Here is a 26,900-nt window from a genome sequence, read left to right on the forward strand (position 1 = left end):
AATTTAATGGGCTCACGGCGCTAGACTGCACCGCGCAACGTATCCACGATCACATCCGCATCATCCGCACTCTCACCACGCCATCCCACATGCCCATCTGGTCGGACAAGTACAAGCTTTCGTTCGTATACAGAAAGAACCTCTGGATCTTGGATGCTCACCACAGTCAAAGGCACTTCGCGCCTACCAAAGGCGTCAGTAATCTTTGATATCTCACTGCTGTCACTATTAGCTAACACAAGAAGCGTGAAGCTCTTACCAAAAAGATCTAGAGTGGAACGACCGTCCTGCAGCCAGACATGTGGTGCGCGGGAGCCAGGTCTGGATGAAGGTATGTATGTCGAATACTCATCGGCTGTGGGAGGACTCCCATCTGACACGCAGATGGGAGAGTTCTCGTAGCGATGTCCAATCTGCAAGCCCAACGACTCCCACTCAACGCGGGTGGATTCACGCAACCTAAGCCCTACCTTTGCCCTCGCCTGCGCGCCTAGCTCAGTATCGTCACAGACGGCAGAAGGATCAGGCGTGTCTAACCACGATTTGAAGTTGAATGTAGAAAATCCAATATTGCGCGCGGCAACAGGCTTGCGTTCGCTTTCGAAACTTGAAAGCAACTTTTTACCTCCCCAACCATTCAGTATCCCTTCCAGCTTCCAACCCAAGTCAAGCACTTCTTGCATGCCAGTGTTCATTCCCATGCCACCAGTCGGTGACATGGTGTGAAGCGAGTCCCCAGCCAACACAACACGCCCACTAACAAATCTTTCAGCCAACATTTCGCTGCGGGCCCATGGCTGTACAGAGTGGATTTGAAATTCAATGCTGTCGTCACCCAACGCGCGACGGACCCAAGAATTTGCATCGAACGATGCCAAATCCATCTTCTCTTGATTTCCTAATACGGTGAGCCGCCATATTTCGCTTCCGTCCACAACCGTAAGGTTGCCCCAGGTTCCTTCAGGTCCGACAAAAAGATATCGCTCCGCGGGGCCCATTCGGTGTTTAGACGTCAGGTTGGGCGCTGAAATTAGTATGTTTATCGAATAGCTCAATAACCTCCCCTGAAGTTCTATTCCGAGCTGTTTTCGAACATTACTTGTTGCACCATCTGCACCAATGAGAAACTGGGATTTGAAGATCAGTTCTTGTTTGGTGTCTAAATCCATAACTTTCGAGGTAACGCCGTCTCCACTTTGTTCAAAAGATTCGAGGCGGCGTCGAAACACAACACTGCTATTAGGCTGAGATTGCGCTTTCTCCGTCAACATTGGTTGCATCCAAAGTTGGGGGCATCGTTGCTTTTTTTCTGGGGTTTCTTTTGGCGTCGGTGTGTCCTGCATGCTTGGATAAAACTCCTTATCCAGCATGAACCCATTCAAAGACGTACAAAAGACCATCGACAACTCATAGTCGTCTGGAAATCCACAATGCCGGATGTTTTCGGCAAAGCCCCAGCGCCTAAACATCTCCATCGTCCGAACAGCGACCAATCCCGTGCGCGGATGCTCGAGGGTGCCATCGCCCTGATCGATTAGGGTATTTTTTATGCCTCGCCAGCCAAGCTCAATAGATAGAGCAAGTCCTACCGGTCCTGCTCCTACTATGAGGACAGGGGTTTCAATCACGTTACTCAACTTGCCTCCTAGGTTTCAAATCCCCGCCTTCTGCGGTAGATAGCTTGAGTTGCGATGATGGCTATAAGGTGCTACGCTGTCCAATGAATACCAGAGAACAACAATATCTCTAACGTGAATATCAATACTTTTGACCTTAATCTGCTGCGCGTTTTTTCCGCTATTTATACGGAGCGAAACGTCTCCCGAGCGGCTTTAAAGCTAGGCATGACCCAGCCGGCAATTAGCAACGCCCTTATTCGTCTCCGGCGTAGTTGTGACGATCCACTGTTCGTCAGAACAAGCAGGGCGATGGAACCGACGTCTACTGCAACCGAGATGTTTCCGCCCATCAAGCAAGTGCTGTCGATATTGAAAGAATCCTTTGACCAGCCTTCAAAGTTCGATCCACTTACCTCGCAGCGCAGGTTCAAACTCCTGATGTCCGATGCAGGTGAAACGGTAATTTTGGCCAAGCTCATGGCCGCCCTGTATTTACAGGCTCCTCGCGTCGAGGTGGAGGCGGTGCAGATGCCTCACTCCTCCTATGCTCAGGCGCTAGAGGACGGTTCAGTCGATTTGGCTTTCGGCAACCTGCCGTTTCTCAAAGCGGGTTTCTATCAGCAAAAGCTATTCTCCGATCCGTACCTTTGCATTGCAAGCAAGCACCATCCTTTAGTGAAAAAGAAGAGTTTGAAATTGAGCGATTTTCTTTCCGCTCCGCATATCCTTGTAACGTCGGGGAATGCGGATGCTTTGGTGGAGCAAGCTCTCACAAAAAAGCGCGTAAAGCGGAATATCCCGCTTAGGCTGTCCAATTACCATGTCGCAGTGGAAATCGTCAGTAAAACAGGTTTACTGGCTACGGTTCCATTGAAGGTAGTGACGCCAGCAGTTCAAGCATTGGCACTACCGTTTTCAATTCAGCCGGCAGAGGTCAGGCAGTTTTGGCATCGCCGTGCCCACCACGATGTTGCAAATAAATGGCTAAGAAATCTTTTGGCATTGATGTTTGAAATCTCCGCCGACAAAGCATCTCTATAGCCCTCAGCTCGTTTGTGCGCCCATGAAGCGCGCACGTGGCCTTAGCATTGTGCCGGTAAGACGCTGTTCTGTCGCATGGGCTATCCAGCCAGCCGTTCTGCCAAGCGTGTGTATGAAAGCACCGCTGCCCAGCGGGAGGCCCAAAATATAACTTGTGAATACCAGTGCAGCAAAAATATTTGGGTATTGCCCTGTGGCGTTGGCATCGCCCAAAATGTTCCACAACCTGTAGGCATCTGGCGGCTGCGGCGTGAATTGTCGCGCCAACTCTAGAAGTACTGTTGCCCTAGGATCTTTGTCATAAAGAGGATGGCCAAAACACGGTAGCGCGGACGTGAACTTTGGGCTGTCGCCTCCAGGTTTTGTGGTGACTTCGGCAACCAGTCGCTCAACCTCTAAAGTTCCCCCAACTTGCATAGGGCCCGACTGTACTGAAAGTCCGGCAGCGACGCATGCAAATAAGTCGGCGCCGGTGGACGCACAGATTCTCACCGCAAAGGTAGGAGCCGACAATTCGTGCTCAGCCGAAAGCACAAGTGCAGCGTCTAGCAGTTGTATTGCCTGCTCGGTCGTCTCAATCGCAAATCCCCGAGCCAAACAATGCGCTATAGACTCTCCAGACGTTGGCTCCGAAAATTTTTGCTGCGGACCAAGAAGCCCAGCTGCACCGGCAAATAATTGGATCAGCGCCCTTGCGTTTGCACTCACGTCCGGTGCGTCCGGGTCATTAATGCCCAATTCCATTGCACTCAGTCCAGCGGCAATGAATGCTAATTGCCGTAGCGGTGAAGTTTGAGCGTAATAGCTCGAATTCTTCTCAAGAATGGCGCCAATGTTCAGCGATGCAAGGGGTTGAGGCCACGCGACGTTGCGAGTTCGCGGCAATCCCGTCCATAGGAGTTCAGCCACAAACTCGAACGACCTCTTTTGGGCAACAAGATCCAAGGCAAGATGTCCTCGATACCTTGGCCCGCGAGCCGTTATCTCGCTAATCCATGTTTGAACTATTGGCTCACCGTATCTCAGTGATTGAGACACAGTTGGTACGCCAGTTCTCGCCGCTGCGCGTGTGCGCAATTTTTCAACGTCCGCCTTTCGATAAAGTTTGGTTTTTGTGCCCTGCTTCTGCTGAGACTTGATCAAACCCCTACTGACGTAGGTATAAAAGGTTTCGCGCCGGACACCCAGAACCGATAGGGCTTCGGTGCTAGTGATGTACTGAACATCGTTAACTTCACGCCTCTTCCCTACCTGTTTATTTGACATCGCTTTGGGTGTCGGAAGTTGCTTGGTGCTGTTTTCCATCTGGTCGTCTTCCTGAGTTCCACCGTAGGTCGATTTGAAAGTCGATCTATACAGCGATCGACATGAAAGATAGCATTTATACCCTTAGCAGGCCCCAACGGGCATCTTTCAATCAACTTCTGAAAAAAAGGACCCCCGATGCAAACGGCAGAACACCAGCTCCATGACCTCCGGCCAAAATTTAAGAACACTCAACAGAAGCTTCTCACCGCACGCCATTTGCCAGGAGAGGTCTATAGCTCTCCTGAAATATATGCACTTGAAAAAGAAAAAATTTTTATGAAGTACTGGCTCTCTGTGGGCCGGGCAGAAGAACTTCCAAACGTTGGCGATTACTTCACTTTCAAAGTGATGAATGAATCCATCGTTGTATCGCGACCAACCCCCGACAAGATCGTGGCGTATATGAACCAATGCTTACACCGAGGTGTAGAAGTTGCCGAAGGAAGCGGTAACGCGAAGGAGTTCAGCTGCCCTTACCACGCATGGCTTTACGACGTAGGCGGAAACCTGGTCCTTGCGCCAGGCATGAAAGCTTCGGAAGTCGATCTGAAAAACTGCAGCATGCGACAGCTCAAACTGCATATCTGGCGGGGCTGGATTTTTGTCAATTTTTCTGCAGACCCGATACCATTCGAAGAATTTATTGCTCCGCAAGAAGAAAGCTTGTGGTGGTTTAAAACAGACGATTGCAAGTTGGCAGGAAAGGTTGTGATCGATGTGAAGTGCAACTGGAAATTTCTAGCAGAAAATCTGATTGACATTTATCACGTCGGTGTTATTCATAAAAGTACTTTTGGCGGGTTTGTTAAGGGGGAGCAGTTGAAGTTCCATCTCGAACCGAATGGGGCGTGGCACACGAGTTATGAAGCCCGCCCCCACTCCAAGAGCGGAGTTCAAGTATTCCCTACGTTACCTTGGGCTGAAGATAAGCCTTCTGGCATTGCTTGCAAGGCAGGCATCTACCCAAATCTGAACCTTTCTATGCGCGCAGACAGCGTTCGCATGTGGCACATATGGCCTATTTCTCCCAGCGAAACTAGGATTGTTTGCTATTTGCTTTTTCCGGAAGCGGCATTCTCAATTCCAAATTACGAAGCGGAAATGGAAAAGTACCGCAGCTTTGTCACCCAGATCATCGCGGAAGATTCGGTGATGGTTGAATCACTTCAAAACTCAGCAAGTTCCAAGTTCTTCGTTCCGGGGCCAATGTCACCCCTGGAGGAAGCTCTGTACCACATGGAAAATCACTACATTGACGTGATGACCACTGAATAACCATTGAAATGAACAACGACTGGATTAAAGCAGCAGAGGTCTCAGAAGTTGAATCAGATGGCACGTTTGGCGTTGAGCTTGGCGGGCAAGAGATTTGCCTGTACAAGCTCGACGATGGCATCTACGCGACTGACGGCAAATGCACACATGGGGACGCCTACCTAGCTCAGGGATTTATTGTGGAAGGATCTTTGATCGAGTGCCCGCTCCATGAGGGAACGTTCGACATTAAGACTGGTGCCCCAACAGGAGCACCGTGCAGCGTCGCACTGAAATGTCACAAAGTTAAGGTCACCGATGGCGTTATCTACATTCATCTTGACCGCTGAGCTTTGATATGAAAATTGTGATCGTCGGCGCAGGCCAAGCAGGCGGCTGGGTGGCGCGCACGCTACGTGACCGCTCGTTTCAAGGCGAGGTTGTACTGCTTGGCGCGGAGACGCTTCCGCCTTACGAACGTCCATCCCTTTCCAAACAACTACTTTCAGGAAAAGAAAACAAGCCACCATTCATTTTTGGCGATACCGAGTTGGATGCGGCACGAATCGATTTCCATGCAAATTGCATCGTTAAAAAAATCAATCGCGACGACAGGTATGTGGAATGTGCTAACGGTCTTCAATTTTCATATGACCGCCTGGTATTAGCAACGGGAGGAAGAGCGCGAGTTCCTGCGATTCCCGGAATCGATTTACCGGGCGTCTATACGCTCCGCACCGTAGAGGATAGTGCCAATATTTTCTCCCAGATTGCAATCGGGCGGAGGATGCTCGTTATAGGAGGAGGCTGGATCGGTCTTGAAGTAGCAGCTACAGCACGGGCAAAGGGAATGGAAGTTACAGTAGTTGAAGCCGGGGATAGACTCTGCGCGCGCTCAATTCCATCAGAGATTTCTGAATTTTTGTTGCAGAAGCATTCAGCGGCGGGTGTTTCAATTCATTTCAACACGTCAATCAATAGCATTGAACGCGAAAGCAACACGCTGATGGCAAATATTGGCGACGCTAGATTGCTTGCAGACATCATTGTTGTTGGAGTAGGCCTAATCCCAAACTCCGAATTAGCAAAAGACGCAGGATTGGCACTCGATAACGGCATCGTAGTGGATGAACGTGGTCAGACTTCCGACGCAGTTATTTATGCGGCCGGAGATATTACAAATCATCCGAATAATTGGATTGGCAAACGCGTACGCCTAGAGTCTTGGGCTAACGCTCAGAATCAAGGCATCGCGGTTGGCAGAGTGCTAAGCGGAGAAGAATTTGCTTACGATGAAATTCCTTGGTTCTGGTCTGATCAATATGACACCAACCTTCAAGTTATAGGAATACCACAACCTGAATGCGTAAATGTTTTCCGAGGCTCGGTCCACGATCCGGCATTTACGGTATTTCAGTTTCTCGGCGACCGTCTAGAAGCAGCAATAGCAATAAACAATCCAAGGGACATCAAACTCGCTAAGCGTTGGATGAAGGCGGGAAAATTTCCGCCAGTTTTTGCACTGGCTGACACGCAGACTAGGCTTGACAAGTTCTAATTGAGTGGGCTGGAGCCTAAGCTCTGCCGCTTGGTCGAAGACAACTTCGACCAAGCGTTGCTAAATTTTCACAGCCCATCAGAGCGAGCGTCCTCTCCACTGGGATTCCCCTGAAATAACGGACACTTTCTTAAACGCTGAAAGAGCGAGGAGAGTGAGAAATGGGAAATACCCGAAGAAAGTTTGGAGCCGAATTCAAGCGCGAAGCGGTCAGGCAAGCCTTGCAGCCGGGCAACGCAGTTGCCACTATTGCGCAGGATTTAGGCGTCCACGAAAGTGTGCTGCGTCGCTGGCTCAAGGAATACGGCTCAGGGCCGGCAGACAAAGCCACTGAACGACCTTTGAAGAACGCACAGACCCAGGAGATCGATCGGCTCAAACGCGAGCTGGTCCGGGTCAAGATGGAGCGCGACATCATAAAAAAAGCGCTCGGCTACTTCGCGAAAGACCCGTCGTGAAGTACGGCTTCATTGCCCGGCACCGTACGGTGTGGCCGGTCAGGGTGATGTGCCGGGTGATAAGCGTCTCAGCCAGTGGGTATTACGACTGGGCGGCGCGTTCGCCCAGCCAGCGCAGCCAAGCCAACGCACATCTGACGACACGCATCCGCGAGAGCTTTGCGGCCAGTGACCGTACGTACGGCTCACCCCGCGTCTGGCGCGATCTTCAGGACTGGGGCGAGGCCTGCTCAGAGAACCGGGTGGCCCGCCTGATGCAGGCTGCCCAGCTAAAGGCACGCAGCAAACGCAGACGGCTGCCCGGGGATACCGGTCAACGTCCTGGGCACAGCATTGCGGCCAATATCCTGGACCGGCAGTTTGAGGCAGCCGAGCCCAATCAACGCTGGGTAGCTGACTTCACCTACGTCTGGACGGCTGAGGGCTGGCTGTATGTGGCGGTGGTGCTGGACTTGTACTCTCGCCGTGCAGTGGGCTGGTCCATGAGTTCGAGCATGACGGCCCAGTTGGTGATTGATGCCTTGATGATGGCGCTGTGGAGAAGGGGCAAGCCCACATCGTTGATGCATCACTCCGATCAGGGCAGCCAATACACCAGCGAAGACTTCCAGCGCCTGCTGGCCGATCAGGGCATCACCTGCAGCATGAGTCGCCGGGGCGAGTGCTGGGACAATGCGGCGATGGAGAGCTTCTTCTCGACGCTGAAGATTGAAAGAGTGTTTCGCTCCAGGTACAAGACCCGGGACGACGCCCGTGCAGATATCTTTGACTACATTGAGCGGTTCTACAACCCCCGGCGTCGGCATTCGACGCTCAATGGATTGAGCCCGGTAGAGTTTGAAGAACGCTACGCAAGCTTAACTGTGTGTCCGTGATATTGAGGGGAGTCGTACTTTTTGTGCAAATCGGTGCGTTTAAGATCGAAAACTTGAATCAAATCAAAGGCTTATGCAGGAACACTTGGCGTGTCACCGTGCTTTCGTCAAGTGCTTGTTTTGCAACGGCTTTTTCTTGCCATCCGCACCGATTTGCACAAAAAGCACGATTACCCCGTTGCCCAAAGTCAATTCGTCTGCGGACGTCGCCCGGCTTTCAAATTACCTTGATGCGCTTGAGGTTCGCGAAGGTGTGGCGCAGGGCGCCATTGCCATCATGCCGGTAGCAACCGAAACGCCGCAGTCCCTGTTTTCGCTGGGGTCCTATGAAGCCTGCAGCCCGCGTCTGGCGGCCCTGACCTGGGGTGCGGAGGATATTGCTGCCGCCCTTGGTGCCAGCACCAACCGTGGCCCGGACGGCGAGTACGACTCCGTCTATACGCTGGCGCGTTCGCTGTGCCTAGCCGGTGCAGTGGCTGCGGGTGTGCAGCCGATAGACACCATATGGGCTGATTTTTCGGATGAGCCAGGTCTTGTCAGGGATTCGAAGCTCGCAAGGCAACGCGGGTTCACCGGCAAGATTGCCATTCACCCCAACCAGGTGGCCGCCATCAACGCGGCCTTCACGCCGGGTGATGACGAACTTGCCTGGTCGCGCAAGGTCATTGAGATTTTTGAAAGCAATCCCGGAATGGGGACGGTGGGTCTTGAAGGCAAGATGCTCGACATGCCGCATTTGAAGCAGGCCAGGCGCGTGCTTGAACTGGCTCAACGCTTTCGCGCCTGATACCCGGCATTGGGCCAGATGATCTGGCGGCCCGTTCTTTTTGATGTGGCTGGACGTCGACCCTGGACGTTCAGCCAGGTATCGAGGTGCGGGCTGTGTCGGCGCGAAAATGTCATGCAGCGCCACTCAGTAAGACTTCGGAAGCTGCAGTACCTTTTCTGCAATAAACGACAGGATGAGTTGCGGTGATACAGGCGCAATGCGTGGCAGCATCGACTCGCGGAAATAACGCTCGACGTGGTATTCCTTCGCATAGCCCATGCCGCCGTGCGTAAGTACGGCGGTTTCGCAGGACCGGTAGCCTGCCTCGGCGCAAAAGAATTTCGCGGCGTTGGCTTCTGCGCCGCAGGGGCGGCCCTGGTCGTAGAGCCAGGCGGCACGTTGATAGAGCAGGGTGCCTGCCTCCAGATCCACCCAGCGCTCCGCGAGAGGGTGCTGTATGCCCTGGTTTTTCCCGATGGGCCGGTCAAAGACGATGCGTTCGCCGGCATACCGTGCGGCGCGCTTGAGAGCGACCCGGCCGAGCCCGGTGGCCTCGGCAGCCAACAGCACACGCTCGGGGTTCAGCCCGTGCAGGATGTATTCAAAACCCCGGCCTTCTTCGCCAATGCGGTCTTCGACGGGAATCTCCAGTCCGTCAATAAACAACTGGTTGGAATCAACCGCCTTGCGGCCAAGCTTTTCAATTTCACGGATTTCAATTTTGGCGCGGTCAAGGTCGGTATAAAAAAGGCTCAGGCCATGCGTGGGTGATTTGACCTCTTCTATTGGGGTCGTGCGGGCAAGCAGCAGTATCTTGTGCGCAACCTGCGCGGTTGAAATCCATATTTTTTGACCGTTGACGATGTATTTGTCGCCCTTGCGCACCGCCATGGTTTTGAGCTTGAGTGTGTTCAGGCCGGTGTTGGGTTCCGTCACGCCGAAGCACGCCTTGACTTCGCCCTTGATGATGGGCGGTAACCAGCGTGCTTTCTGCTCTTCATTGCCGTGCATGACGACCGGGTGGAGCCCAAATACATTCATGTGAATGGCCGATGCCCCGGATAGTCCTGCGCCAGAACCCGAAACAGCCTCCATCATCACGCAGGCTTCGGAAATTCCCAGTCCGGCGCCGCCATACTCGGTGGGCATCGCGATGCCTAGCCAGCCGGCCTTTGCTATGGCGCTGTAGAAGTCCTCCGGAAAGCCGCCTTCGCGGTCCTTTCGTAGCCAGTAGTCGTCGTCGAAATCGTTGCATACCTCACTGATGGCATTCCTGATTGCGAGCTGGTCTTCACTGATGTCGAAATTCATGGGTGCTCCGGTGGAGGTGTCTGGTTGGCGTAAATGTTTACATATTATATGCAAGCAAACTATATAGATAAACCGCGAAATGAGCAGGTTCTAAGCTGGTGGTTTTTGGGTGAACCCTAGCTGGAAAACTGCGCCCGGCACAGTGAATACCCGCAACCTGCGCCGGGGTGGGATCGGTCGCCTAGTTGAATGGCAACTCGTCTTTGATGGCAAGCAGGTTCTTCTTGACCAGGGTGAGCATGTCGACCAGCGCGTGGCGCGGAGCAGTATCGAGGCCAGCGAGTATGCGCTCGCTCATTTCGTGGCTTTTCGAACGCATTTCCGTGATGATCTGCGTCCCTTTTGATGTCAGGTAAATGCGCTTGACGCGCCTGTCGTTGTCGTCGGCACGGCGCTCAATGAATTTCGAGACTTCCAGCCGGTCAATCAAACCGCCCAACGCGGCTTTGCCGATGTCCAGGACATTCGCCAGATCGCTCTGGATCATGCCGTCGTGGCGTGACAAGTGAGCAAGAATCCACCACTGCGAACGCGTCATCGCCATGGGCTTCATGAACTCGTCAAAGACGCTGCGCCTCAAGCGGGACACATCGTGCATCAAAAACCCGAGGCGGCTGTCCCAGTTGTCAGCCTCGGTGGGTTTGGCCCTGGACTTTGCGGGCGCTGCAGCTTTGGGAGGTTTCTGTTTTACGGCCGGTTTGGCAGGTTTTTTGGGCATGTCGCATTTTCTCCCTGTCGTCATGTCGTGCCGGTTGTTCCGGCCGCAAGATTGTGTGAATATTTTTATTTTACGCTAGCATCCGTTTTTCCACGCCAGCCGGCATGGCTTCAGGCAGGATCCCACGAGGTAGCGAGGAGCGGGGGCCTGCGACACAATAGGCTCATGCGAAAACATCTCTCGGAAACCACCGGTCTTCAGCGCCTGGCTTATGGCTTGTCGGGTGGTGTGCTTGCTGCCCTGACGCCACTGCCCACGGGGTGGGCATTTCGCGGGCTGCTGGGATGGTGTGTAGGGGTGTGCATTTACCTGGCGCTGGCGTGGTGGCTCTGCGTACGCTTTGATGCGAAGCGGACACGTGCGCGCGCACAGGCGCAGGACGAACCCAGTTCCGTGCTTTTTCTTGTATTGCTGCTGGCAACCATGGCCTGCGTAGCCGCCATCACTGTGCTCATGCAGCAAAGCCGCGGCCTGTCGGGCCTGGAACGGGGCTTCAACATTGGCCTGTCCGTGTTTGCATTGGCGCTGTCCTGGCTATTCATCCAGACCATCTTTACCTTCAGGTACGCGCACCGTTATTACCAGGAAGAGCAGCAGGGCGAGCCCGATGGCCCGGGCCTGGAGTTTCCCGGCGGACTGGACCCGGACTATTTCGACTTCCTGTATTACTCACACGTTGTCGGCATGACTTCGCAAGTGTCCGACGTACAGGTGACGTCACGCGAAATGCGCCGCCTGACATTGCTGCACGGCGTGCTGTCATTTGCCTTCAACATGCTCATCGTGGCATTGAGCATCAACGTGGTGGCGGGACTGCTGCAATAGCGGCAAGCAAGCGCGTCGCTTATCGCCGCGCTGCCTTTTCGCGCCCGGTTTGCTCATACCTGGCTTCAGGGCCGGACGGCGGAAGGACGCTCAGGAACAACTCGGCGATAAGCCTTCGCAGCCAGCGGTTGGCTACATCATGATGATTGCGCTGGTGCCAGAACTGCTTGATCTCAAAGCGGGGTGTCTGTATCGGCAATTGCAGCAATTTGACCTTGGGCATGGGGCGGATGTAGGTCATTACCGAGCCGGGCACGGTTGCCAGCAGGTCGGTTTGCTGGACTATCTCGGGCACCACCATGAAGTGCGGAACACGCAGGGCGATGCGGCGGCTTAAACCCTGGTCGGCCAGGTAGCGTTCGATAAACGTGGTGGTCGATGATTGCAGCGATACCGTGCTGTAACGCGATCCAGCCGGTTCGATCAGTACGTGCGACTCCTGTGAAAACTGCTCCAGGGACAGGCTGGCACCTACGCGCGGGTGCCCTTTCCGGGCGATGCAGATATAGGAATCCTCAAAAAGACGTTGCTGGTAGAAACCGGCCTTTAATGCCGGCAGGAAGCCGATAGCCAGGTCCGCCTCGCCCGATACAAAGGCGTCGTGGTAAGACTCGCGGGGCAGTTGCAGAACCCGCAGGTTGACATCGGGCGCTTCAGCCTTGAGTTTTGTAATGAGGCGCGGCAGGTAAACCATCTCGCCAATGTCGCTCATCAATATCTGAAAGGTGCGGTTACAGGTTGCGGGGTTGAACACCGCGGCCCCGTCCAGTGCTCCGTGAAGCAATGCAAGGCCATCCCTCACGGCGCCCGCGATCTGCTGCGCGAAAGGGGTTGGCTCCATGCCCGAAGGCACGCGCACAAAAAGCGGGTCACTGGAGATCTTTCGCAGGCGTGCCAACGCATGGCTCATGGAAGGTTGCGACAGTCCCAGCCTGAAGCCCGCGCGGGTCAGGTTGCCATCCTGCATCAACGCGTCGAAGGCCAGCAGCAGGTTCAAGTCAACTTTTCTGATGTCCACCGTTTGTCTCCATGCCGGGCGGCGATGCCTGGCATTATTCATTTTTCTAATCTAACAAATGCCAACCATCGATTGTATTGATTGACGGCCGGTGTTACCTTCGCGCCATTCACAGAGCAGGAGACAACAGGCTATGGCCCGTACGCGTAAAGCGCTCAAGTCCGATATGGGCTGGAGCAATAAAACCAGCATCACCGTCAAAGGGCTTGACCTTTGCGACGATGTCCTTGGCAAGCTCAACCTTGGCGACTTCGCCTTCCTCGAGATAAAAGGCCGCACGCCAACATCGCGGGAATCCTTGATCTTCAACGCCATGCTGGCCACCCTGGTTGAGCACGGCATGACGCCGATGGTGATAGCTGCCCGTCTGACCTACCTCGGCGCGCCGGAATCACTCCAGGGCGCTGTGGCGTCGGGCATCCTTGGCATGGGGTCCACCTTCGCTGGTACGGCTGAAGGTTCAGCGCGTTTGCTGCAAGAGGCGATCAAACCAGAGACCACCTCCGCCGAACTGCCGGCACTGGCTGAGGCTATTGTGGCCAGGCATGTGGCGTCGAAAATGCCCATACCGGGCATAGGCCATCCGCTTCACAAACCTGTCGACCCGCGTACACCGCGCCTTTTCCAGCTTGCGAGGGAAAGCGGCGTGAGCGGCAGGTATGTCGAGCTCATGACCCTGATTGCGTCAGTTGCCGAGCTTGCCTTCAACAAGCCCGGCCAGTTGCCGGTCAATGCAACCGGTGCCATAGGCGCGCTTTCCTCTGAACTTGAAATCCCCTGGAAGCTTTGCCGCGGCCTGGCTGTGATTGGCCGGACCATAGGCATCGTCGGTCATCTCGCCGAGGAGTTACGCAACCCGATTGCGCGCGAGGTATGGGAGCGCACCGAGGAAGAGTCCAGTGAGCACAACAGGGCCTGACACGGAAGACGAATGCAAAACCTCGGACTAACTGAAGAGCAACGCCTGATACGGGACAACGTGCGTGCACTTGCACGCGAGAAATTCGCGCCCGGTGCGGCTGCTGCCGACCGGCAATACAAGCCGCCGATCGAAAATTTAAAGATTCTTGTAGATCATGGCTACACCGGCATGTTCATGCCGGAGGAATATGGCGGGTCTGGCCTGGGCCTGATGGAAAACGTGCTGGTTGTCGAGCAGATTGCACGCTATTGCGCCAACACGGCCATGCTGTTTTCCTGCACCGACGGCGCCACGCCGCGCGCCATCCTCGGCATAGGTTCTGAAGACCACAAGGCCAAATACCTTGCGCGCATCGTCAAGGGCGAGTTGCTCACGGCCTGGAGCATGTCCGAACCGAATGCCGGTTCAGACGTCGGTAACGTCCAGACCAAGGCGGTGCGTGAGGGTGATGAGCTCATCATCAACGGCAGCAAGCTTTGGTGCACTGCCGCCCAGGTTTCAGACCTCTTTCTTGTCCTGGTGCGCCTGGATGCGGCCCCTGGCATGCGCGGCGTAGGCGCTGTGTTGGTGGAGCGCGATACACCCGGCTTCACCATAGGCAAGCACCTGGACCTGCTCGGTCTGCGCGGTACCGGTATGGCGGAACTGGTGTTCGATAACTGCCGTATTCCGGCGGGTAATCTTTTCCTCGAGGCGGGCCGCATGCGCGAACTTCTGGGCGTGCTTGACGCGGACCGCATCAGCGGCAATCCGCCGGTTTGCCTGGGCATCGCACAGTCGGCATTTGAAAATGTCGTGGCCCATGTGAAGGAGCGCCAGCAATTCGGCAAGCCGTTGGCCGATAACCAGGGGCTGCAATGGAAGCTTGCCGAAATGGCGATGGATATTGAAGCAGCGCGGGCTTTGCTCTACCGCGCCGCAGCGCGTGTTGATGAAGGTCATCCCAGCATCGTGGACACGTCGATCACCAAGGCCTACGTCAATCAGATGGCTGTGCGTGTGACCAACGAAGCCATGCAGCTTGCGGGTGCCTGCGGGTTGTCGGAAGAGTACCCCTACGAACGTTATTTCCGTGACGCTCGTGGCATGTCCATTGGCTACGGAACTGTGGAGATCCATCGTTCATCCATAGCGCGAGAAATCATCTCCGGCCGCTACACCGCCTGACGGCGCCTTAAACCAAGACAAGAGAAATCATGCCAACAAGAAACGATCAAATCATTACGCCCGACGGAAGTTTTGGCGCCTACATCAGCGTTCCGGACAAGCCTAACGGGCACGCTGTCGTGGTTGTGCAGGAAATATTCGGCGTGACACCGCACATTCGCGAAGTGACCGACCGTTATGCGCGTGAGGGTTACCTTGCGGTGGCGCCGGACCTGTTCTGGCGCGTTGAGCCCGGCTTGTCGCTCACCCATTCAAAAGAGGATATGCAGCGCGCTTTTTCAATTGTTGGGCAGTTCAGCGAAGAGCTCGGCGTCCTGGATATCGGTCACGCCGCAGCCTACGCCAAAGCGCAGCCGGGCATTACCGGCGGGGTAGCCGTGGTCGGGATGTGCCTGGGCGGCAAGTTGGCCTACCTTGCGGCTGCAAGATTACCGGTGGATGCGTGCATCGCGTTTTATGGCGTAGGGATTGAAAAGGATCTGGCCGAGGCTGGCGGTATTACTGCCCCGCTGCTCATGTTCTTTGGCGGCAAGGACAAGTACGTGTCTGCGCCCGTACGCCATGACATAAAAAAGGCGGTCTCCGGCAACGCGAAGGTGGCTATCCGTGTCTACGAAGAGGCAGACCATGGGTTTTACACCCGAGGCGAACCGGATGTCATCAAGTCGGCGCATGCCGAAGCAAAGGATTTCCTGAGTAAAAACCTGCCGCATGGCGCGGGGGCTGCATGACGCTATCGTTTGAAGACCTGCAGGTCGGTCAGCGCTGGGAGAGCACCGGCCGGACACTGACGGACGCGGACCTGACCATTGCCTGCATGACCAGCGGCGACTGGCACCCGATTCACGCCGATGCGGAATTTTCAAAAAACTCCGTTGCGAAGCAGCGCATATTCCAGGGCACTTATGGCTTGCACGTCGCCATGGCGCTGGCCACCCGCTTTCCTGAATTGGGCGACAAGGTTATCGGTGCGCTGGGACTCAGTGAGTGGCGCTTCAGTGCACCGCTGTTCGTCGGCGATACGGTTCACGTTGAAGTGGAAATCGCTTCAAAAAGACTGACTTCGCGTGCGGGGCGTGGCCTCGTCGAGCGCCGGATCACACTTAAAAAATCCGATGGCAGCGTTGCTCAGGAAGGCGTCGCCACCATGATGATGCATTGCGGGAGTGCGCAGCCATGATTCTCGGTGACGTCATCGAGCGCAATGCGCAGTGTTATGCCGATCACCCGGCCGTGCTGTTTGAAGGGCGAAGCATTACCCATGCCGAGTTTTACAGGCGCGTCAAAAAGCTCGTTAATGCCCTTGCAGCGTTGGGCCACCGCTCCCAGGACAGACTGGCCGTGCTTTCACGCAACTGCCCCGAGTACCTTGAGGTTTATGGCGCCGCTTCCCTTGGCGGCTTTGTAGGGCTTGGCCTGAATTACAGACTCTCGGCGAAAGAGCAGGCGGGCATCCTCGTGGATGCGCAGCCGGCAGTGTTCTTCTTTGAGCAGGAATACGCGGAGCGCGCGCAGGAGCTGCGACAACACCTTCCCGGAAATGTTGATTTCGTCTGCCTGGACGGCGCCGTGGCTGGTGCGCTTGACTACGAGACACTTGTGGCCGGAGGCTCTGAAGGCGCGCTGGCGTTTCGCGCAAAAGAGGACGACACGGTATTGCTGATTTATACAAGCGGCACAACCGGCGTACCCAAGGGCGTGATGCTGGGCAATGAAGGGCAGTTCGAGCAGGCACGGACGCAGGCGCTGTCACATGCAGCCGCGCAGACCGACCGCATGCTGATCGTGATGCCTTTCTATCACATAGGGGGTCCGACGGAGCTGCTTTCCTACCTGGTCGCGGGCGCCACGATTGTGCTGCACCGTACCTTTGATGCGGCCACAATACTGCAGAGCATTCAGGCATTGCGCGTCACCTCCGCGCATCTTGCGCCGACCATGATCACGATGATGCTGGAGGTGCAGGAAAAAACACCTTACGACCTGTCTTCCCTGCACACGGTCTGTTATGCATCCGCACCCATGTCGGTGGCCCTGTCAATACGTGCGCGGGCGGTTTTCGGTCCCATCTTCATGCAAATTTACGGCATGACCGAAGCTGGCCTGGGCACCACCCTGCTCAAGCACCAGCACATCCTGGAAGGCACGCCTGCGCAAACAAAGCGCCTGGCATCCGCCGGCCAGGCTTATCTTGGCACGGACCTGAAAATCCTGGCCGACGACGGAAGCGAATGCGCCGCAAGCGAAGTGGGCGAGGTGTGTATGCGGTCGATATCAGTGATGCAGGGTTACTGGCAAAAGCCGGAAGCAACAGCGGACGCGGTCAAGTCCGGCTATCTGCACACCGGTGACATGGGTTACCTTGACGAGGAAAATTTCCTCTTCATCGTTGACCGAAAAAAGGACATGATCATTTCGGGTGGGGAGAACATCTATTCGCGCGAAGTGGAAGAAGCCTTGCTCATGCATGCAGCGGTGTCAGAGGTCGCCGTGATTGGCGCCCCGGACGAAAAATGGGGTGAATCGGTCGCCGCGATAGTGGTGCTAAGGCCGGGCAAGCAGGCCACGGCCGACGAACTCTCGGAGCATTGCAGGACGCTCATCGCAGCCTACAAGCGGCCCAAGATCGTGCAGTTCGTTGAAATCATGCCGCGCATCCCCAGTACCAACAAGATCGACAAGCGTGCGCTCAGGGCGCCTTTTTGGGCCGGGCAGGGCAGGCAGGTGTCCTAGGCACCTGTCTGCAGGGCGAGGGCAGAAATGACCAGAAACACAAACAAGGAGACAAGACATGAGAGTTTTGAAAGCACTGATTCCGGTGATCGCATTGGCTGGAGTTTTTTTTGCAGATTACGCCAGCGCCCAGTCATTCCCGTCGAAGCCGGTAAAAATCATTGTGCCGTTCACCGCAGGAGGCCTCGCGGATGCACTGGCGCGCGGCATTGCGCAGGAGCTCGGGCGTGAATGGCCGCAACCTGTCGTGGTTGAAAACAAGCCAGGCGCCAACACCATCATTGCTGCGGAAGCGACCGCCAAAGCGCCGGCCGATGGCTACACCTTGTTGATGGCCAATGACCCGACGCTGTCTTCTAACCAGTATCTGTATTCAAAGCTGCCATATGACCCGGTGAAGGATTTCATACCGGTCATCAATGTCGCTGAAACCCTGCAACTGCTGGTGGCTGGGCCGGCTTTTTCCGGCAAGACGCTGGCCGACGTGATTGCAGTGGCGAAAGCAAAACCCGGCGAGGTCAGCTACGGGACCTACGGCGCCGGCAGTAAGGCGCATATCGACACGGAAGCGTTTGCGCGCCAGGCCGGCATCAAGCTTCTGCATGTGCCTTACAAGGGCGTAGCTGACGTTGTACCCGCGCTGTTGGGCAGCCAGATTCAAATTGCGATTGCCGGTGTGCCACCCGTTTTGCCACTGGTGCAGAGCGGGCAGTTGCGTGCCATTGCCATTGCTTCGCCGAAACGATCAGCCGTGTTGCCCAATGTCCCGACATTTACCGAAGCGGGTCTGAAAGACTTCAACGCCAGTGCATGGTTCGGCCTGGTGGCTCCGGCAGGCACGCCTCGCGCCATCGTGGAAAAAATTGCGGCTGATGTTTCAAAAATCATCGTGCGGCCCGAGTTCCAGAAAAAATATATATCGGGCGTAGGGCTTGAACTGCTCAACCAGGGTCCTGGCCAGTTTGCGGAATTCCTGCAAAAAGACAGGGCCGCCTATGCGGTGCATATCAAGAACATCAATGTGAAGCTGGATTAAAAAAAAGGAGACAGGTATGCGTTTATTTTTCAGAAAAGCGTTCATCGCCGCCATTTTTATAGGCTTTGCCGGGAGTGCGCTGGCGCAGGCAGGTGCATGGCCGTCGCGGCCGGTAAGAGTCATCGTTCCGTTCGCACCCGGTGGCACGGTGGATATTGTTTCCAGGCTGCTTGCTGACCGTCTCGGCACCTTGCTCGGCCAGCCCTTTATTGTCGACAACAAGCCTGGCGCCGGCGGCAATCTGGGAACCGAGATGGTGGTTCGCGCCCCGAACGACGGCTACACCCTGCTGATTAGCGGTGCGCCGACGCACTCCATCAACCCCCATCTCTATAAGAACCTGTCTTACGACCCGATTGCCGACATGGCTTCGGTCGCGCTTATAGGCACAGCGCCCAATCTCCTCATCGTCAACCCGCAGTTGCCTGTCAAATCTGTGCAGGAACTGGTGGCGCTGGCGCGCAGCAAGCCGGGAACCATCAGCTTTTCTTCTGCGGGCAACGGTACCAGCGGCCACCTGGCGGGTGAGCTTTTTCGCCGCCAGGCCAATGTGGACATCCAGCATGTCCCTTACAAAGGCCAGGCTGATGCCATTACGGCTGTCATCCGCGGCGACGTGGCGTTTGCTTTCGTGACCGTCGCCGGCACGCTGCAGCAGGTGAAGGCAGGGCGCCTGCGCGCCATTGCCATCACCAGCAAGGCGCGCAGTGCGCTGGCGCCCGAAGTGCCAACGGTGGTGCAGTCCGGCTATGCCGACTTTGATGTGCTTGCCTGGTACAGCATGTCGGCGCCCAAGGGCACCTCGCCTGAAATAGTCGCCCGTCTTACCCGTGAACTAGACAAGATCATGAAAGAGCCCGCCACGCTTGAGCGCTTCACGACGCTGGGGGCAGAACCCAGCTTCCTGAGCGGCCAGGCTTTTGTGGACTTCATGGTCAGGGACTCTGCCCGCTGGGGCAAGGTCATCCGCGACGCCAACGTGACCACCAACTAGGCAGGGCGTCTTTCATGAGGCTTGCCGCGCACTCACTGCACACCTACAGCCTGCCTTACGAAAGGCCGGTGCGCTGGAGCGACATCGTCGAGGAGTCCGCGCAATTCATTTTGCTGCGGCTGGACAGTGACACAGGGCACACCGGCGTGGCGGAGATGACCATCAAGCCGACCTGGACGGGTGCCTCGCTCGGTGGCCTTGTCGCGGCACTGCAGGATGTTTTTCTTCCGATGCTGAAAACGCTGGACATTGCCGATATTGCACTGGTGCGCAGCCGCATGGACGGCATACCGGAGAACCACGCTGCCAAGGCGCTGGTTGACAACGCGCTGTGGGACCTCAGCGCGGCTGTTGCCGGCGTGCCGCTTTACAAATCCTGGGGTGGCGCGCAGAGCGTTCCGGTGTCGTTCACCGTGACCCGGCAGGCGCCCGAAAAGATGGCGGCTGAAGCCGTGGAGATGGTCGAAAAATACGGCTTCCAGACATTGAAGATAAAAGGTGGGCAGGGCCTCAAGGCTGATGTCGATGTGCTGCAGCAATTGCGCGCGGCGATGGGTGCAAAAGTCCGTTTGTACGTTGATTCAAATGGCGCTTATCCCATGGCCGATGGCCCCGCATATGTGCGCGCCATGAGCGATGCGGGTGCGGAGGTGGTTGAAGACCCGTGCGTCCTGAGCCCCGATGCAGCTTTCACGCAGTTGCAGCAATCCACCCAGACACCGGTGCTGGTTGATTTTGGCTGCTGGTCCCCGCGTGACACGCGGCTTTTCATAACAGCGGGTGCCCGGGCCTTCAGTCTCAAGCCGGGGCGTTTCGGGCTGTCGGACACCCGCGCCATGAGCCAGTTGGCGAATGCCGCGGGCTGCAAAACGGTAGTGGGCATGTTTGGCGAAAGCGTGATCGGCACGCTGGCCGCGCTGCAGCTGTCGTCCACATTGCCAGCTTCGTCACTGCCTGCTGAAACGACCTGGTTTCTTTCAATGACGGAGCAGGTGACCGGTCAGGCGCTCACCATAAAAAATGGCGCGATCAACCTGCCGCAGGCCAGCGGGAGTGCCGCGCTGATCGACTGGAAACGACTGAAAAACTTTAGCAACTAGGAGACAAGACATGAAAAAATCTACCCCCAAGCCAAAATTCAAAATGCGGCGCCTGCTGCTCGCGGGTGCAGCAGCGCTCATGGCTGCAGGTGGCGTGCTCGCGCAAACCTACCCGGCTAAACCCATACGGTTCATTGTTCCCTACCCGCCGGGTGGCGGCACCGATATCGTGGCACGGCTGGTCGCTGCAAAGATGACCGCCAGCCTGGGTCAGTCCGTCATTGTTGACAACAAGCCGGGCGCCAGCACCATCATCGGAACAGAGATGCTCGCCAAGGCGCCGCCTGACGGCTACACCATTGGCCTGATCACGGATTCCCACGCCATCAACCAGGTGTTTTTCCCAAAGCTGCCCTACGATTCGATCAAGGACTTCGAGCCTATCACCCAGCTTGTTTTTGTGCCGCTGGTGCTGGTGGCGCACCCTTCCCTGAATGTCAAAACGGTTCAGGATCTGATTGCCGCGGCCAAGGCAAAACCCGGGAAAATAAATTACGCGTCTATCGGCAATGGAACACCGCACCAGATATCGATGGAGTGGCTCAAATCCATGGCCGGCATCAGCATGACCCACATACCGTACAAGGGCGTGGCTCCGGCATTGACTGACCTTGTCGCCGGACAGGTAGATGTCATGTTTACCGGTACATCGTCGGCCGGACCTTATGTCAAGGCCGGGCGGCTCAATGCGCTTGCGGTGTCGAGTGCAAAACGCCAGCCCTCGTTTCCCGACACACCTTCGGTAGCCGAGTCCGGATTGCCCGAGTTTGATTTCATGACCTGGTACGGCGTTGCCATGCCCGCTGGCACACCTGCAGCCATCACGCAGCGCATCAACCAGGAAATCGCGTCTGCGCTAAACCAGCCGGATGTGAAAGAAAGACTGGCCGCCCTTGGGGTGGTCGGTGCGCCTACGTCGCGTGCCGAGTTCGGGGCATTTATCAAAAGCGAATCCCAAAAGCTTGCCCGCATTGTCAAGGCCACCGGCGTGAAACCAGAGTGATGGATGCAGCACTGAAAACGGGGCAGGTGCTGTCGGGGTTTCGAGTCCTGGACCTTGGTAGCTTTATAACGGCGCCGTATGCCGCCATGCTGCTGGCCGAGATGGGCGCTGATGTCGTCAAGGTCGAAAAGCCTGTCACCGGCGACCCTTTCAGGGCGTTCGGTGACGGCCTTTACAGCTCGCACTTCCAGGCACACAACCGCAACAAACGCAGCGTTGCACTGGACTACACAAAACCGGCGGGCCGCGCCGCACTCGACGCGCTGGTGGCAAGCGCAGACGTCTTGCTGATCAATGTCAGGCCGGGCGTGGAAGAAAAGCTTGGGCTGGATGCCGCCAGGCTGCAGGCGATCAATCCCGCACTCGTGCACTGCGCCATCACCGGGTATGGTGCCGATGGCCCCTATGCCGAGCGGCCCGCCTATGACAACGTTGGCCAGGCGCTGTCGGGCTGGCTTTCAATGTTCCATGAAGGCCGCGACGCACGCGTTGCCGGACCGGCGGTATCCGATGCGTTGACCGGAATGTTCGCTGCCATGGGTATTCTGGGTGCATTGCTTGAGCGTGAAAAGACCGGCCGCGGCCGCAAGGTCGAGGTCAGCATGCTGGAGGCCACACTGGCTTTCGCCACCGAACCGCTGGGGAAAATGTTGTCGAGTGGCAAGCCGGTTCCTTTTTATTCGCGTGCGTCTTCTTCCCAATCCTTTTTGCTGACCTGCCAGGATGGCAATCGCATTGCGCTGCATCTTTCATCACCCGACAAATTCTGGCGCGGCCTGCTCAAGGCCATCTCGCGCGAGGACTTGCTGCAAAAGTATCCGGACCGCAAGGCACGCGTGACCGGGTATGACGACCTTGCCCTGGATCTTGCAGAAGTCTTTCTTGCGCAGCCGCGGGACTACTGGCTGCCGCTACTTGAGCAAAACGACGTCCCGTTCGCGCCCGAGCGGCGACTGGAAGAGCTTGAAGAGGACCCGCAGGTGCGGCATCTGGACGTTTTCTACGGTATGGAGCATCCAAGATATGGCACCGTTCGCGCGGCGCACCGTCCCGTGCGTTACGACGGCGACAACCACAGCAATTTCCTGCCGCCGCCCGATCTCGGCGAGCACACCCATGCAGTGCTGGCCGAGGCCGGACTGAAGGCCGCTGACATTGAAAAACTGCAACGTGAGGGTGCCATCTGATGGATTTCTCAATCCCCGAAGAACTGCGCATGCTGCGTGATTCCACGCGCAGGTTTGTAGAGAAGGAGTTGCTGCCGCTGGAGTCGCTGTACGCCAACGATGCCGACATTCCCGACGACGTGCGTGCCTCGCTGCAGGCCAAGGCCAAAGCGCTGGGTTTCTGGGTTTTCGACCTGCCGGAAAACGTTGGCGGCGGCGGGGTGGGCTACCTTGGCATGTGCCTGGTGTTCGAGGAGCTTGCCCGGTGCAACGTGCCTTCGTTCCGGGCGCCCACGGTGTTCACACCTTACCTTGGGTCCGTACTTTTTAGCTGCACGCCGGAACAGCAGAAAAAATACCTGCACCCCGTCATCGGCGGTGAAAAACGCACCTGCTTTGCCCTGACGGAGGCCAACGGCGGCTCTGACCCTTCGCAGATGCGGACCATGGCCGTGCGCGAAGGCGACAACTACCGCATCAACGGCAACAAAATCTTCATCACCGGCGCTGACAAGGCCGATTTTGTGCAGCTCTTTGCACGCACCGGTGACACCGCAGCAGGTGGCGGTGTGTCATGCTTTTTGATTGACCGCGGCACGCCGGGCATGCGGCTGGGGCAGAACTTCGAGTTGATGTCACCCGACCGGCCCTGGGAAATCGTGTTTGAGGACGTGGTCGTGCCGGCATCACAGATGGTCGGCGAGCCCGGCAAGGGCTGGGAGCTTGCACGCGGCTTCCTCGATGTGGGCCGCCTGATCCACGGCCCCAAGGCCATAGGCCGTGCCGAACGCGCACTTGAAATGGCGGTTGAGTACGCGAAGCAGCGCAAGACATTTGGCGAGCCGCTGGCCAACCGTCAGGCCATTCAGTGGATGATTGCCGACTCGGCAGTGGAGCTCAACGCTGCGCGGCTGATGACTTACCACGCAGCCTGGAAGGCCGACCAGGGCATGAACTTTCACGTCGAGGCATCACAGGTCAAGCTCTATGCGGACGACATGTACATGCGGGTGGTGGACAGGGCGATACAAATTCACGGCGGCATCGGCCTGTCGCGCGAACTGCCGCTGGAGTTGATGTTCCGCGATGCCCGCAGCCGCACGATTACCGAAGGTTCGTCGGAGATGCAGCGCACCATCATTGCGCGGGAGTTGCTGTCCGGCAAAACGCCGGTCAACCGCATCAGCGCCTGAGTAGTGCCGGGCGGCGGCCTGCTACTTACGGTGCTGCGCTGAGCCCCAGCCTGATCAGGCCGGTTGAAAGTGCCGTACCGCAGACAATGACCAGCGCGCAAAACACCATCCACGGCGTGATGGTTTCCTGGATAAAAATCGCGCCATAAATCACCGCAAACACCGGAACGAGGAAAGTCGACGACAGGGCACGCGGCGGGCCGGCATTGGCGATGATGCGAAAGAACAGCATATAGGCCACGCCGGTGCACATCACCCCCGCCGCTACCACGGCCAGCCAGGCATGCGCGCTCGGCATTTTGGCCGGCCACAAAAAAGCCGTGGGCAGGGCCATGGCGAGGCTGGCTCCGATCAGGCTTCCTGCGGCCGTCACCAGCGAGGGAATGCCCATCAGGTAGCGCTTGGTATAGCTTGCCGCAATCGCGTAAAAAATGCAGGCCACCAGGCAGGCAATCACGGCCCAGCCTGGCGCGACGCCGGAAGCATCGGGTTTGAAGCTCGCCTTGTCCCAAGCCAGCATCGCTATGCCCGCAAAGCCGGCGATGAGCCCGAGGACGCGTGAGGCGCCGGGCCTGTCCTTGAGCCACAGCCATGCGACCAGTGCGCCGAACATCGGCACCGTCGCATTCAGGATGGCCGACAGCCCTGTGGTTATCGATTGCAAGGCAAACGCAAAGCATGAAAACGGGATGGCCGAATTAAGAATGCCGACCACGAATATGCGGGCCCAGTGGCGCCTTAAGTCCGGCATCAGGCCGCGCCACCACACCACCGGCAGTAGAAAAAGCGCGCCCACACAAACGCGAACGGCGGCCGTCGGTAGGGGCCCAAACTCCGGTACTGCGGCGCGCATGAGAATAAAGGAAGCCCCCCAAATGGCCGACAGCAGGAGCAGGTCGGCCAGCCAGGGTTTGTGGACGTCAGTGTTTGCAGCGGAAGGCGGCAGCGTGCGTGTTGAATTCAAACCATGGTTTCCTGAAGCGCTCCTTCAAGTTTGAGCAGCGCGGTTTTTTTATCCAGCCCGCCTGCGTAGCCGGTTAGCGAGCCGTTCGCACCGAGCACGCGGTGGCAGGGAACGATGATGCTAACCGGATTGCGGCCGACGGCTGCGCCCACCGCGCGCACGGCGGCCGGGTTGCCGACGCGGCGGCTGACTTCGCCATAGCTCGCAGTGCCGCCCTGGGGGATGGCCAGCAGCGCCTGCCAGACCGCTTGCTGGAAGGCCGTGCCGCCCGACAGGTCCAGCGGCATGTCAAAGCTGGTGCGTTGGCCTGCGAAGTATTCCGTGAGTTGCCTCGCCACCAGCTTGATGACGGGATGATTCTTATCCTGCGGCCAGACGGGCATGTCGGCCAGTTCTTTGGGCATGTGCCGCTGGCCAACGAACCAGAGGCCGGCCAGGCCCTTGTCGGTGGCGGCGATGATGATGTCGCCCAACGGGCTGCGGAAGGTGTCGCGAACGATGGATGAATGGAATTTCATGATGTTTTACCTTGTTACGGCTGTTTAGGCCGATTTTTAGAGTCTTTTAGTGCTGTGGCGCCCTGTTTACGGGCGGAGATAGCTATAGTTTTAATAGCATTACGCGGATTCTTCTCAGGCGCTTCGATCTCCTGCGCGCCCGACCACGCACCGCTCCAGACGCGAATGACGGCATAACTCCGCCACGGTTTCCAGGCCACGGAGGCCGCTTCGGCCAGTTTTGCCGGCAGCTTCTGGCCCTGCACGCCGAGTGACTTGTGCAATGCCACGTCCCCGGCCGGGAATGCGTCCGGCCAGCGCAGTGCACGCATCGCGATGTACTGTGCCGTCCAGTCGCCTATGCCCGGCAATCCCTTGAGTTGCGCCAGCGTCGCCTGCACATCGGCACCGGCGTGAAGCTGCAACTGCCTGCTGGCAACGGCTTGTGCAATGCTGACGATGGCGGCCTGGCGCTGCCTGACGATGCCCAACTGGCCGAGCGCATCGCCGCTGGCGGCGGCCAGTACGGCGGGTGCCGGAAAGAGCCGGCTCAGCCCGGGCCAGGGCGTTTCAACCGGTTCGCCAAATTTCAGGACCATGCGCTGCGCGAGGGTGCGCGCGGCGGCCACGGTGATCTGCTGGCCCAGCACGGCACGCACGGCAAGCTCATAGCCATCGACGGTGCCGGGAACGCGCAGGCCATCGCCTGAAGGGAAATCCGCATGCAGCACGCTGTTGATGGCGGCCGGGTCGGCGTCGAGGTCGAACATGGCGCGCGTGCGGCGTATCACCAATGGCAAGACATCGCGCAGCGAATCGCTGACGTTGAGCACCAGTTGTGACCTGGCCTCGTCAAAGCGCATGCGCAACCAGCCGCTGTAAACCTTGCCGCCTGATTCCACGGCAAGCGTGCGGCCCATGATCTGGTTTGCACCGCTGCCTTCAAGGCACTCGATCGACAGCATCTGGCGTTTGGCGAAGAACGCCAGCATGGCCGGCACATCGTAGGGCGGGCGATAGCCGAGGCGAATGGTGACGCCGCTCTCAGCCGCGGCATTGCCTTCAACGCCCGCGCCGCCTTTGCGCCGCAGTTGTGTGGGATTGAGTTTGTAGTGCGCCACAAACTCCGCGTTGAAACGCCGCACGCTGGCGTAGCCGCTCATCAGCGCAATCTGCGTGATGGGCAGGTCGGTGTCGGCAAGCAGCTGCTTGGCAATGTGCAGGCGCCGTGTCTGCAGGTATTGCATGGGCGACACGCCAAACTGCATTTCAAAAATGCGCCTCACATGCCGCGCGCTGACGCCCAGGCGGTCGGCCAGTTTTTCTACAGAGGGCGCGTGCAGCGACGGGCCGCCCCGAGCAAGCGCAGCC

General features: G+C 57.2%; 25 protein-coding genes and 1 pseudogene. 18 read left to right on the forward strand and 8 right to left on the reverse strand.

What is annotated here, in order from left to right; genetic code table 11:
• Positions 1–20: 20 nt before the first annotated feature.
• Positions 21–1,628: an FAD-dependent oxidoreductase gene (locus ACFQND_RS06170; RefSeq protein WP_377412649.1), complete on the reverse strand. Its 1,608-nt coding sequence runs from the start codon at positions 1,626–1,628 to the stop codon at positions 21–23.
• Between the two features lie 123 nt (positions 1,629–1,751).
• On the opposite strand from ACFQND_RS06170, the gene ACFQND_RS06175 reads away from it, so the two are divergent.
• Positions 1,752–2,660, forward strand: coding sequence for a LysR family transcriptional regulator (locus ACFQND_RS06175; RefSeq protein WP_371435039.1), 909 nt, complete (start codon positions 1,752–1,754; stop codon positions 2,658–2,660).
• A gap of 3 nt (positions 2,661–2,663) precedes the next feature.
• Here ACFQND_RS06175 and ACFQND_RS06180 read toward each other — a convergent pair whose 3' ends face one another.
• Positions 2,664–3,965, reverse strand: a complete 1,302-nt coding sequence (locus ACFQND_RS06180; protein WP_377412630.1) for a citrate/2-methylcitrate synthase — start codon at positions 3,963–3,965, stop codon at positions 2,664–2,666.
• 138 nt (positions 3,966–4,103) lie between these two features.
• Between ACFQND_RS06180 and ACFQND_RS06185 the strand changes: the two genes are divergently transcribed.
• The 5 genes from ACFQND_RS06185 (at position 4,104) to ACFQND_RS06205 (ending at position 8,900) form a co-directional block, all read left to right on the forward strand.
• Positions 4,104–5,243, forward strand: a complete 1,140-nt coding sequence (locus ACFQND_RS06185; RefSeq protein WP_371435037.1) for an aromatic ring-hydroxylating oxygenase subunit alpha — start codon at positions 4,104–4,106, stop codon at positions 5,241–5,243.
• 8 nt (positions 5,244–5,251) lie between these two features.
• On the forward strand, positions 5,252–5,572 hold the full coding sequence (locus ACFQND_RS06190; protein ID WP_377412633.1) for a non-heme iron oxygenase ferredoxin subunit: 321 nt from the start codon (positions 5,252–5,254) through the stop codon (positions 5,570–5,572).
• An 8-nt stretch (positions 5,573–5,580) separates the two neighbouring features.
• A complete protein-coding gene (locus ACFQND_RS06195) occupies positions 5,581–6,780 on the forward strand; it encodes an NAD(P)/FAD-dependent oxidoreductase (RefSeq protein ID WP_377412636.1) in 1,200 nt (399 codons plus the stop codon).
• Between the two features lie 161 nt (positions 6,781–6,941).
• Positions 6,942–8,113, forward strand: a protein-coding gene (locus ACFQND_RS06200) for an IS3 family transposase (protein ID WP_371437643.1) whose coding sequence is annotated in 2 segments (ribosomal slippage) — positions 6,942–7,209 and positions 7,209–8,113 — 1,173 coding nt in all. Because the reading frame shifts where the segments join, the coding sequence is not laid out codon by codon here.
• Between the two features lie 178 nt (positions 8,114–8,291).
• Entirely contained in the window at positions 8,292–8,900 is a 609-nt protein-coding gene (locus tag ACFQND_RS06205) for an HpcH/HpaI aldolase/citrate lyase family protein (RefSeq protein WP_371437644.1), read from the forward strand.
• Between the two features lie 126 nt (positions 8,901–9,026).
• On the opposite strand, the gene ACFQND_RS06210 is transcribed toward ACFQND_RS06205, so the two are convergent.
• Both ACFQND_RS06210 and ACFQND_RS06215 read right to left on the reverse strand, forming a co-directional pair.
• Positions 9,027–10,193, reverse strand: coding sequence for an acyl-CoA dehydrogenase family protein (locus ACFQND_RS06210; protein ID WP_371437645.1), 1,167 nt, complete (start codon positions 10,191–10,193; stop codon positions 9,027–9,029).
• Positions 10,194–10,374: 181 nt separating this feature from the next.
• A complete protein-coding gene (locus tag ACFQND_RS06215) occupies positions 10,375–10,911 on the reverse strand; it encodes a MarR family winged helix-turn-helix transcriptional regulator (protein ID WP_371437646.1) in 537 nt (178 codons plus the stop codon).
• Positions 10,912–11,076: 165 nt separating this feature from the next.
• Between ACFQND_RS06215 and ACFQND_RS06220 the strand changes: the two genes are divergently transcribed.
• Positions 11,077–11,736, forward strand: coding sequence for a DUF1345 domain-containing protein (locus ACFQND_RS06220; RefSeq protein ID WP_371437647.1), 660 nt, complete (start codon positions 11,077–11,079; stop codon positions 11,734–11,736).
• Between the two features lie 19 nt (positions 11,737–11,755).
• Here ACFQND_RS06220 and ACFQND_RS06225 read toward each other — a convergent pair whose 3' ends face one another.
• Positions 11,756–12,754 (reverse strand): LysR family transcriptional regulator, encoded by a 999-nt coding sequence (locus ACFQND_RS06225; RefSeq protein WP_371437648.1) that lies wholly within the window; start codon positions 12,752–12,754, stop codon positions 11,756–11,758.
• Positions 12,755–12,887: 133 nt separating this feature from the next.
• Here ACFQND_RS06225 and ACFQND_RS06230 point away from each other — a divergent pair, with 133 nt between their 5' ends.
• From ACFQND_RS06230 to ACFQND_RS06280, 11 genes are read left to right on the forward strand one after another with little or no spacing between them, the layout of a single operon-like run.
• Positions 12,888–13,673 (forward strand): citryl-CoA lyase, encoded by a 786-nt coding sequence (locus tag ACFQND_RS06230; protein ID WP_371437649.1) that lies wholly within the window; start codon positions 12,888–12,890, stop codon positions 13,671–13,673.
• Between the two features lie 12 nt (positions 13,674–13,685).
• Positions 13,686–14,843 carry an acyl-CoA dehydrogenase family protein gene (locus ACFQND_RS06235; RefSeq protein ID WP_371437650.1) on the forward strand — a complete coding sequence of 386 codons (1,158 nt, stop codon included), beginning with the start codon at positions 13,686–13,688 and terminating at the stop codon, positions 14,841–14,843.
• 29 nt (positions 14,844–14,872) lie between these two features.
• Positions 14,873–15,574, forward strand: coding sequence for a dienelactone hydrolase family protein (locus ACFQND_RS06240; RefSeq protein ID WP_371437651.1), 702 nt, complete (start codon positions 14,873–14,875; stop codon positions 15,572–15,574).
• Positions 15,571–16,023, forward strand: coding sequence for a MaoC/PaaZ C-terminal domain-containing protein (locus ACFQND_RS06245; protein ID WP_371437652.1), 453 nt, complete (start codon positions 15,571–15,573; stop codon positions 16,021–16,023). Before ACFQND_RS06240 ends, ACFQND_RS06245 begins: the two co-directional genes overlap by 4 nt.
• Positions 16,020–17,576 carry a class I adenylate-forming enzyme family protein gene (locus ACFQND_RS06250; protein WP_371437653.1) on the forward strand — a complete coding sequence of 519 codons (1,557 nt, stop codon included), beginning with the start codon at positions 16,020–16,022 and terminating at the stop codon, positions 17,574–17,576. Before ACFQND_RS06245 ends, ACFQND_RS06250 begins: the two co-directional genes overlap by 4 nt.
• A gap of 58 nt (positions 17,577–17,634) precedes the next feature.
• Positions 17,635–18,612: a Bug family tripartite tricarboxylate transporter substrate binding protein gene (locus ACFQND_RS06255; RefSeq protein ID WP_371437654.1), complete on the forward strand. Its 978-nt coding sequence runs from the start codon at positions 17,635–17,637 to the stop codon at positions 18,610–18,612.
• A 16-nt stretch (positions 18,613–18,628) separates the two neighbouring features.
• A complete protein-coding gene (locus ACFQND_RS06260; RefSeq protein WP_371437655.1) occupies positions 18,629–19,606 on the forward strand; it encodes a Bug family tripartite tricarboxylate transporter substrate binding protein in 978 nt (325 codons plus the stop codon).
• A 14-nt stretch (positions 19,607–19,620) separates the two neighbouring features.
• Positions 19,621–20,706: a mandelate racemase/muconate lactonizing enzyme family protein gene (locus tag ACFQND_RS06265; RefSeq protein ID WP_371437656.1), complete on the forward strand. Its 1,086-nt coding sequence runs from the start codon at positions 19,621–19,623 to the stop codon at positions 20,704–20,706.
• A gap of 10 nt (positions 20,707–20,716) precedes the next feature.
• On the forward strand, positions 20,717–21,709 hold the full coding sequence (locus tag ACFQND_RS06270) for a tripartite tricarboxylate transporter substrate binding protein (RefSeq protein ID WP_371437657.1): 993 nt from the start codon (positions 20,717–20,719) through the stop codon (positions 21,707–21,709).
• Entirely contained in the window at positions 21,709–22,896 is a 1,188-nt protein-coding gene (locus tag ACFQND_RS06275) for a CaiB/BaiF CoA transferase family protein (RefSeq protein ID WP_371437658.1), read from the forward strand. The genes ACFQND_RS06270 and ACFQND_RS06275 overlap by 1 nt, the downstream gene beginning before the upstream one ends.
• Positions 22,896–24,068 (forward strand): acyl-CoA dehydrogenase family protein, encoded by a 1,173-nt coding sequence (locus tag ACFQND_RS06280; protein ID WP_371437659.1) that lies wholly within the window; start codon positions 22,896–22,898, stop codon positions 24,066–24,068. Before ACFQND_RS06275 ends, ACFQND_RS06280 begins: the two co-directional genes overlap by 1 nt.
• Positions 24,069–24,093: 25 nt before the next feature.
• Here ACFQND_RS06280 and ACFQND_RS06285 read toward each other — a convergent pair whose 3' ends face one another.
• The 3 genes and pseudogenes from ACFQND_RS06285 to ACFQND_RS06295 form a co-directional block, all read right to left on the reverse strand.
• Entirely contained in the window at positions 24,094–25,032 is a 939-nt protein-coding gene (locus tag ACFQND_RS06285) for a DMT family transporter (protein WP_371437660.1), read from the reverse strand.
• Complete coding sequence (locus ACFQND_RS06290) at positions 25,029–25,550, reverse strand: methylated-DNA--[protein]-cysteine S-methyltransferase (protein ID WP_371437661.1); 522 nt, start codon at positions 25,548–25,550, stop codon at positions 25,029–25,031. Before ACFQND_RS06290 ends, ACFQND_RS06285 begins: the two co-directional genes overlap by 4 nt.
• A gap of 14 nt (positions 25,551–25,564) precedes the next feature.
• Positions 25,565–26,866: pseudogene (locus ACFQND_RS06295) on the reverse strand (AlkA N-terminal domain-containing protein); the annotation flags it as partial.
• Positions 26,867–26,900: the final 34 nt, after the last annotated feature.

It is taken from the genome of Polaromonas aquatica, from assembly GCF_042659145.1.
Taxonomy (GTDB): Bacteria; Pseudomonadota; Gammaproteobacteria; order Burkholderiales; family Burkholderiaceae_C; genus Polaromonas; species Polaromonas aquatica.

Coding starts and splice junctions, on each gene's coding strand:
- ACFQND_RS06270 (WP_371437657.1), top strand. CDS start 20,717: ATGAAAAAATCTACCCCCAAGCCAAAATTCAAAATGCGGCGCCTGCTG.
- ACFQND_RS06185 (WP_371435037.1), top strand. CDS start 4,104: ATGCAAACGGCAGAACACCAGCTCCATGACCTCCGGCCAAAATTTAAG.
- ACFQND_RS06240 (WP_371437651.1), top strand. CDS start 14,873: ATGCCAACAAGAAACGATCAAATCATTACGCCCGACGGAAGTTTTGGC.
- ACFQND_RS06255 (WP_371437654.1), top strand. CDS start 17,635: ATGAGAGTTTTGAAAGCACTGATTCCGGTGATCGCATTGGCTGGAGTT.
- ACFQND_RS06220 (WP_371437647.1), top strand. CDS start 11,077: ATGCGAAAACATCTCTCGGAAACCACCGGTCTTCAGCGCCTGGCTTAT.
- ACFQND_RS06195 (WP_377412636.1), top strand. CDS start 5,581: ATGAAAATTGTGATCGTCGGCGCAGGCCAAGCAGGCGGCTGGGTGGCG.
- ACFQND_RS06245 (WP_371437652.1), top strand. CDS start 15,571: ATGACGCTATCGTTTGAAGACCTGCAGGTCGGTCAGCGCTGGGAGAGC.
- ACFQND_RS06210 (WP_371437645.1), bottom strand. CDS start 10,193: ATGAATTTCGACATCAGTGAAGACCAGCTCGCAATCAGGAATGCCATC.
- ACFQND_RS06180 (WP_377412630.1), bottom strand. CDS start 3,965: ATGGAAAACAGCACCAAGCAACTTCCGACACCCAAAGCGATGTCAAAT.
- ACFQND_RS06230 (WP_371437649.1), top strand. CDS start 12,888: ATGGCCCGTACGCGTAAAGCGCTCAAGTCCGATATGGGCTGGAGCAAT.
- ACFQND_RS06260 (WP_371437655.1), top strand. CDS start 18,629: ATGCGTTTATTTTTCAGAAAAGCGTTCATCGCCGCCATTTTTATAGGC.
- ACFQND_RS06265 (WP_371437656.1), top strand. CDS start 19,621: ATGAGGCTTGCCGCGCACTCACTGCACACCTACAGCCTGCCTTACGAA.
- ACFQND_RS06215 (WP_371437646.1), bottom strand. CDS start 10,911: ATGCCCAAAAAACCTGCCAAACCGGCCGTAAAACAGAAACCTCCCAAA.
- ACFQND_RS06250 (WP_371437653.1), top strand. CDS start 16,020: ATGATTCTCGGTGACGTCATCGAGCGCAATGCGCAGTGTTATGCCGAT.
- ACFQND_RS06290 (WP_371437661.1), bottom strand. CDS start 25,550: ATGAAATTCCATTCATCCATCGTTCGCGACACCTTCCGCAGCCCGTTG.
- ACFQND_RS06280 (WP_371437659.1), top strand. CDS start 22,896: ATGGATTTCTCAATCCCCGAAGAACTGCGCATGCTGCGTGATTCCACG.
- ACFQND_RS06235 (WP_371437650.1), top strand. CDS start 13,686: ATGCAAAACCTCGGACTAACTGAAGAGCAACGCCTGATACGGGACAAC.
- ACFQND_RS06275 (WP_371437658.1), top strand. CDS start 21,709: ATGGATGCAGCACTGAAAACGGGGCAGGTGCTGTCGGGGTTTCGAGTC.
- ACFQND_RS06190 (WP_377412633.1), top strand. CDS start 5,252: ATGAACAACGACTGGATTAAAGCAGCAGAGGTCTCAGAAGTTGAATCA.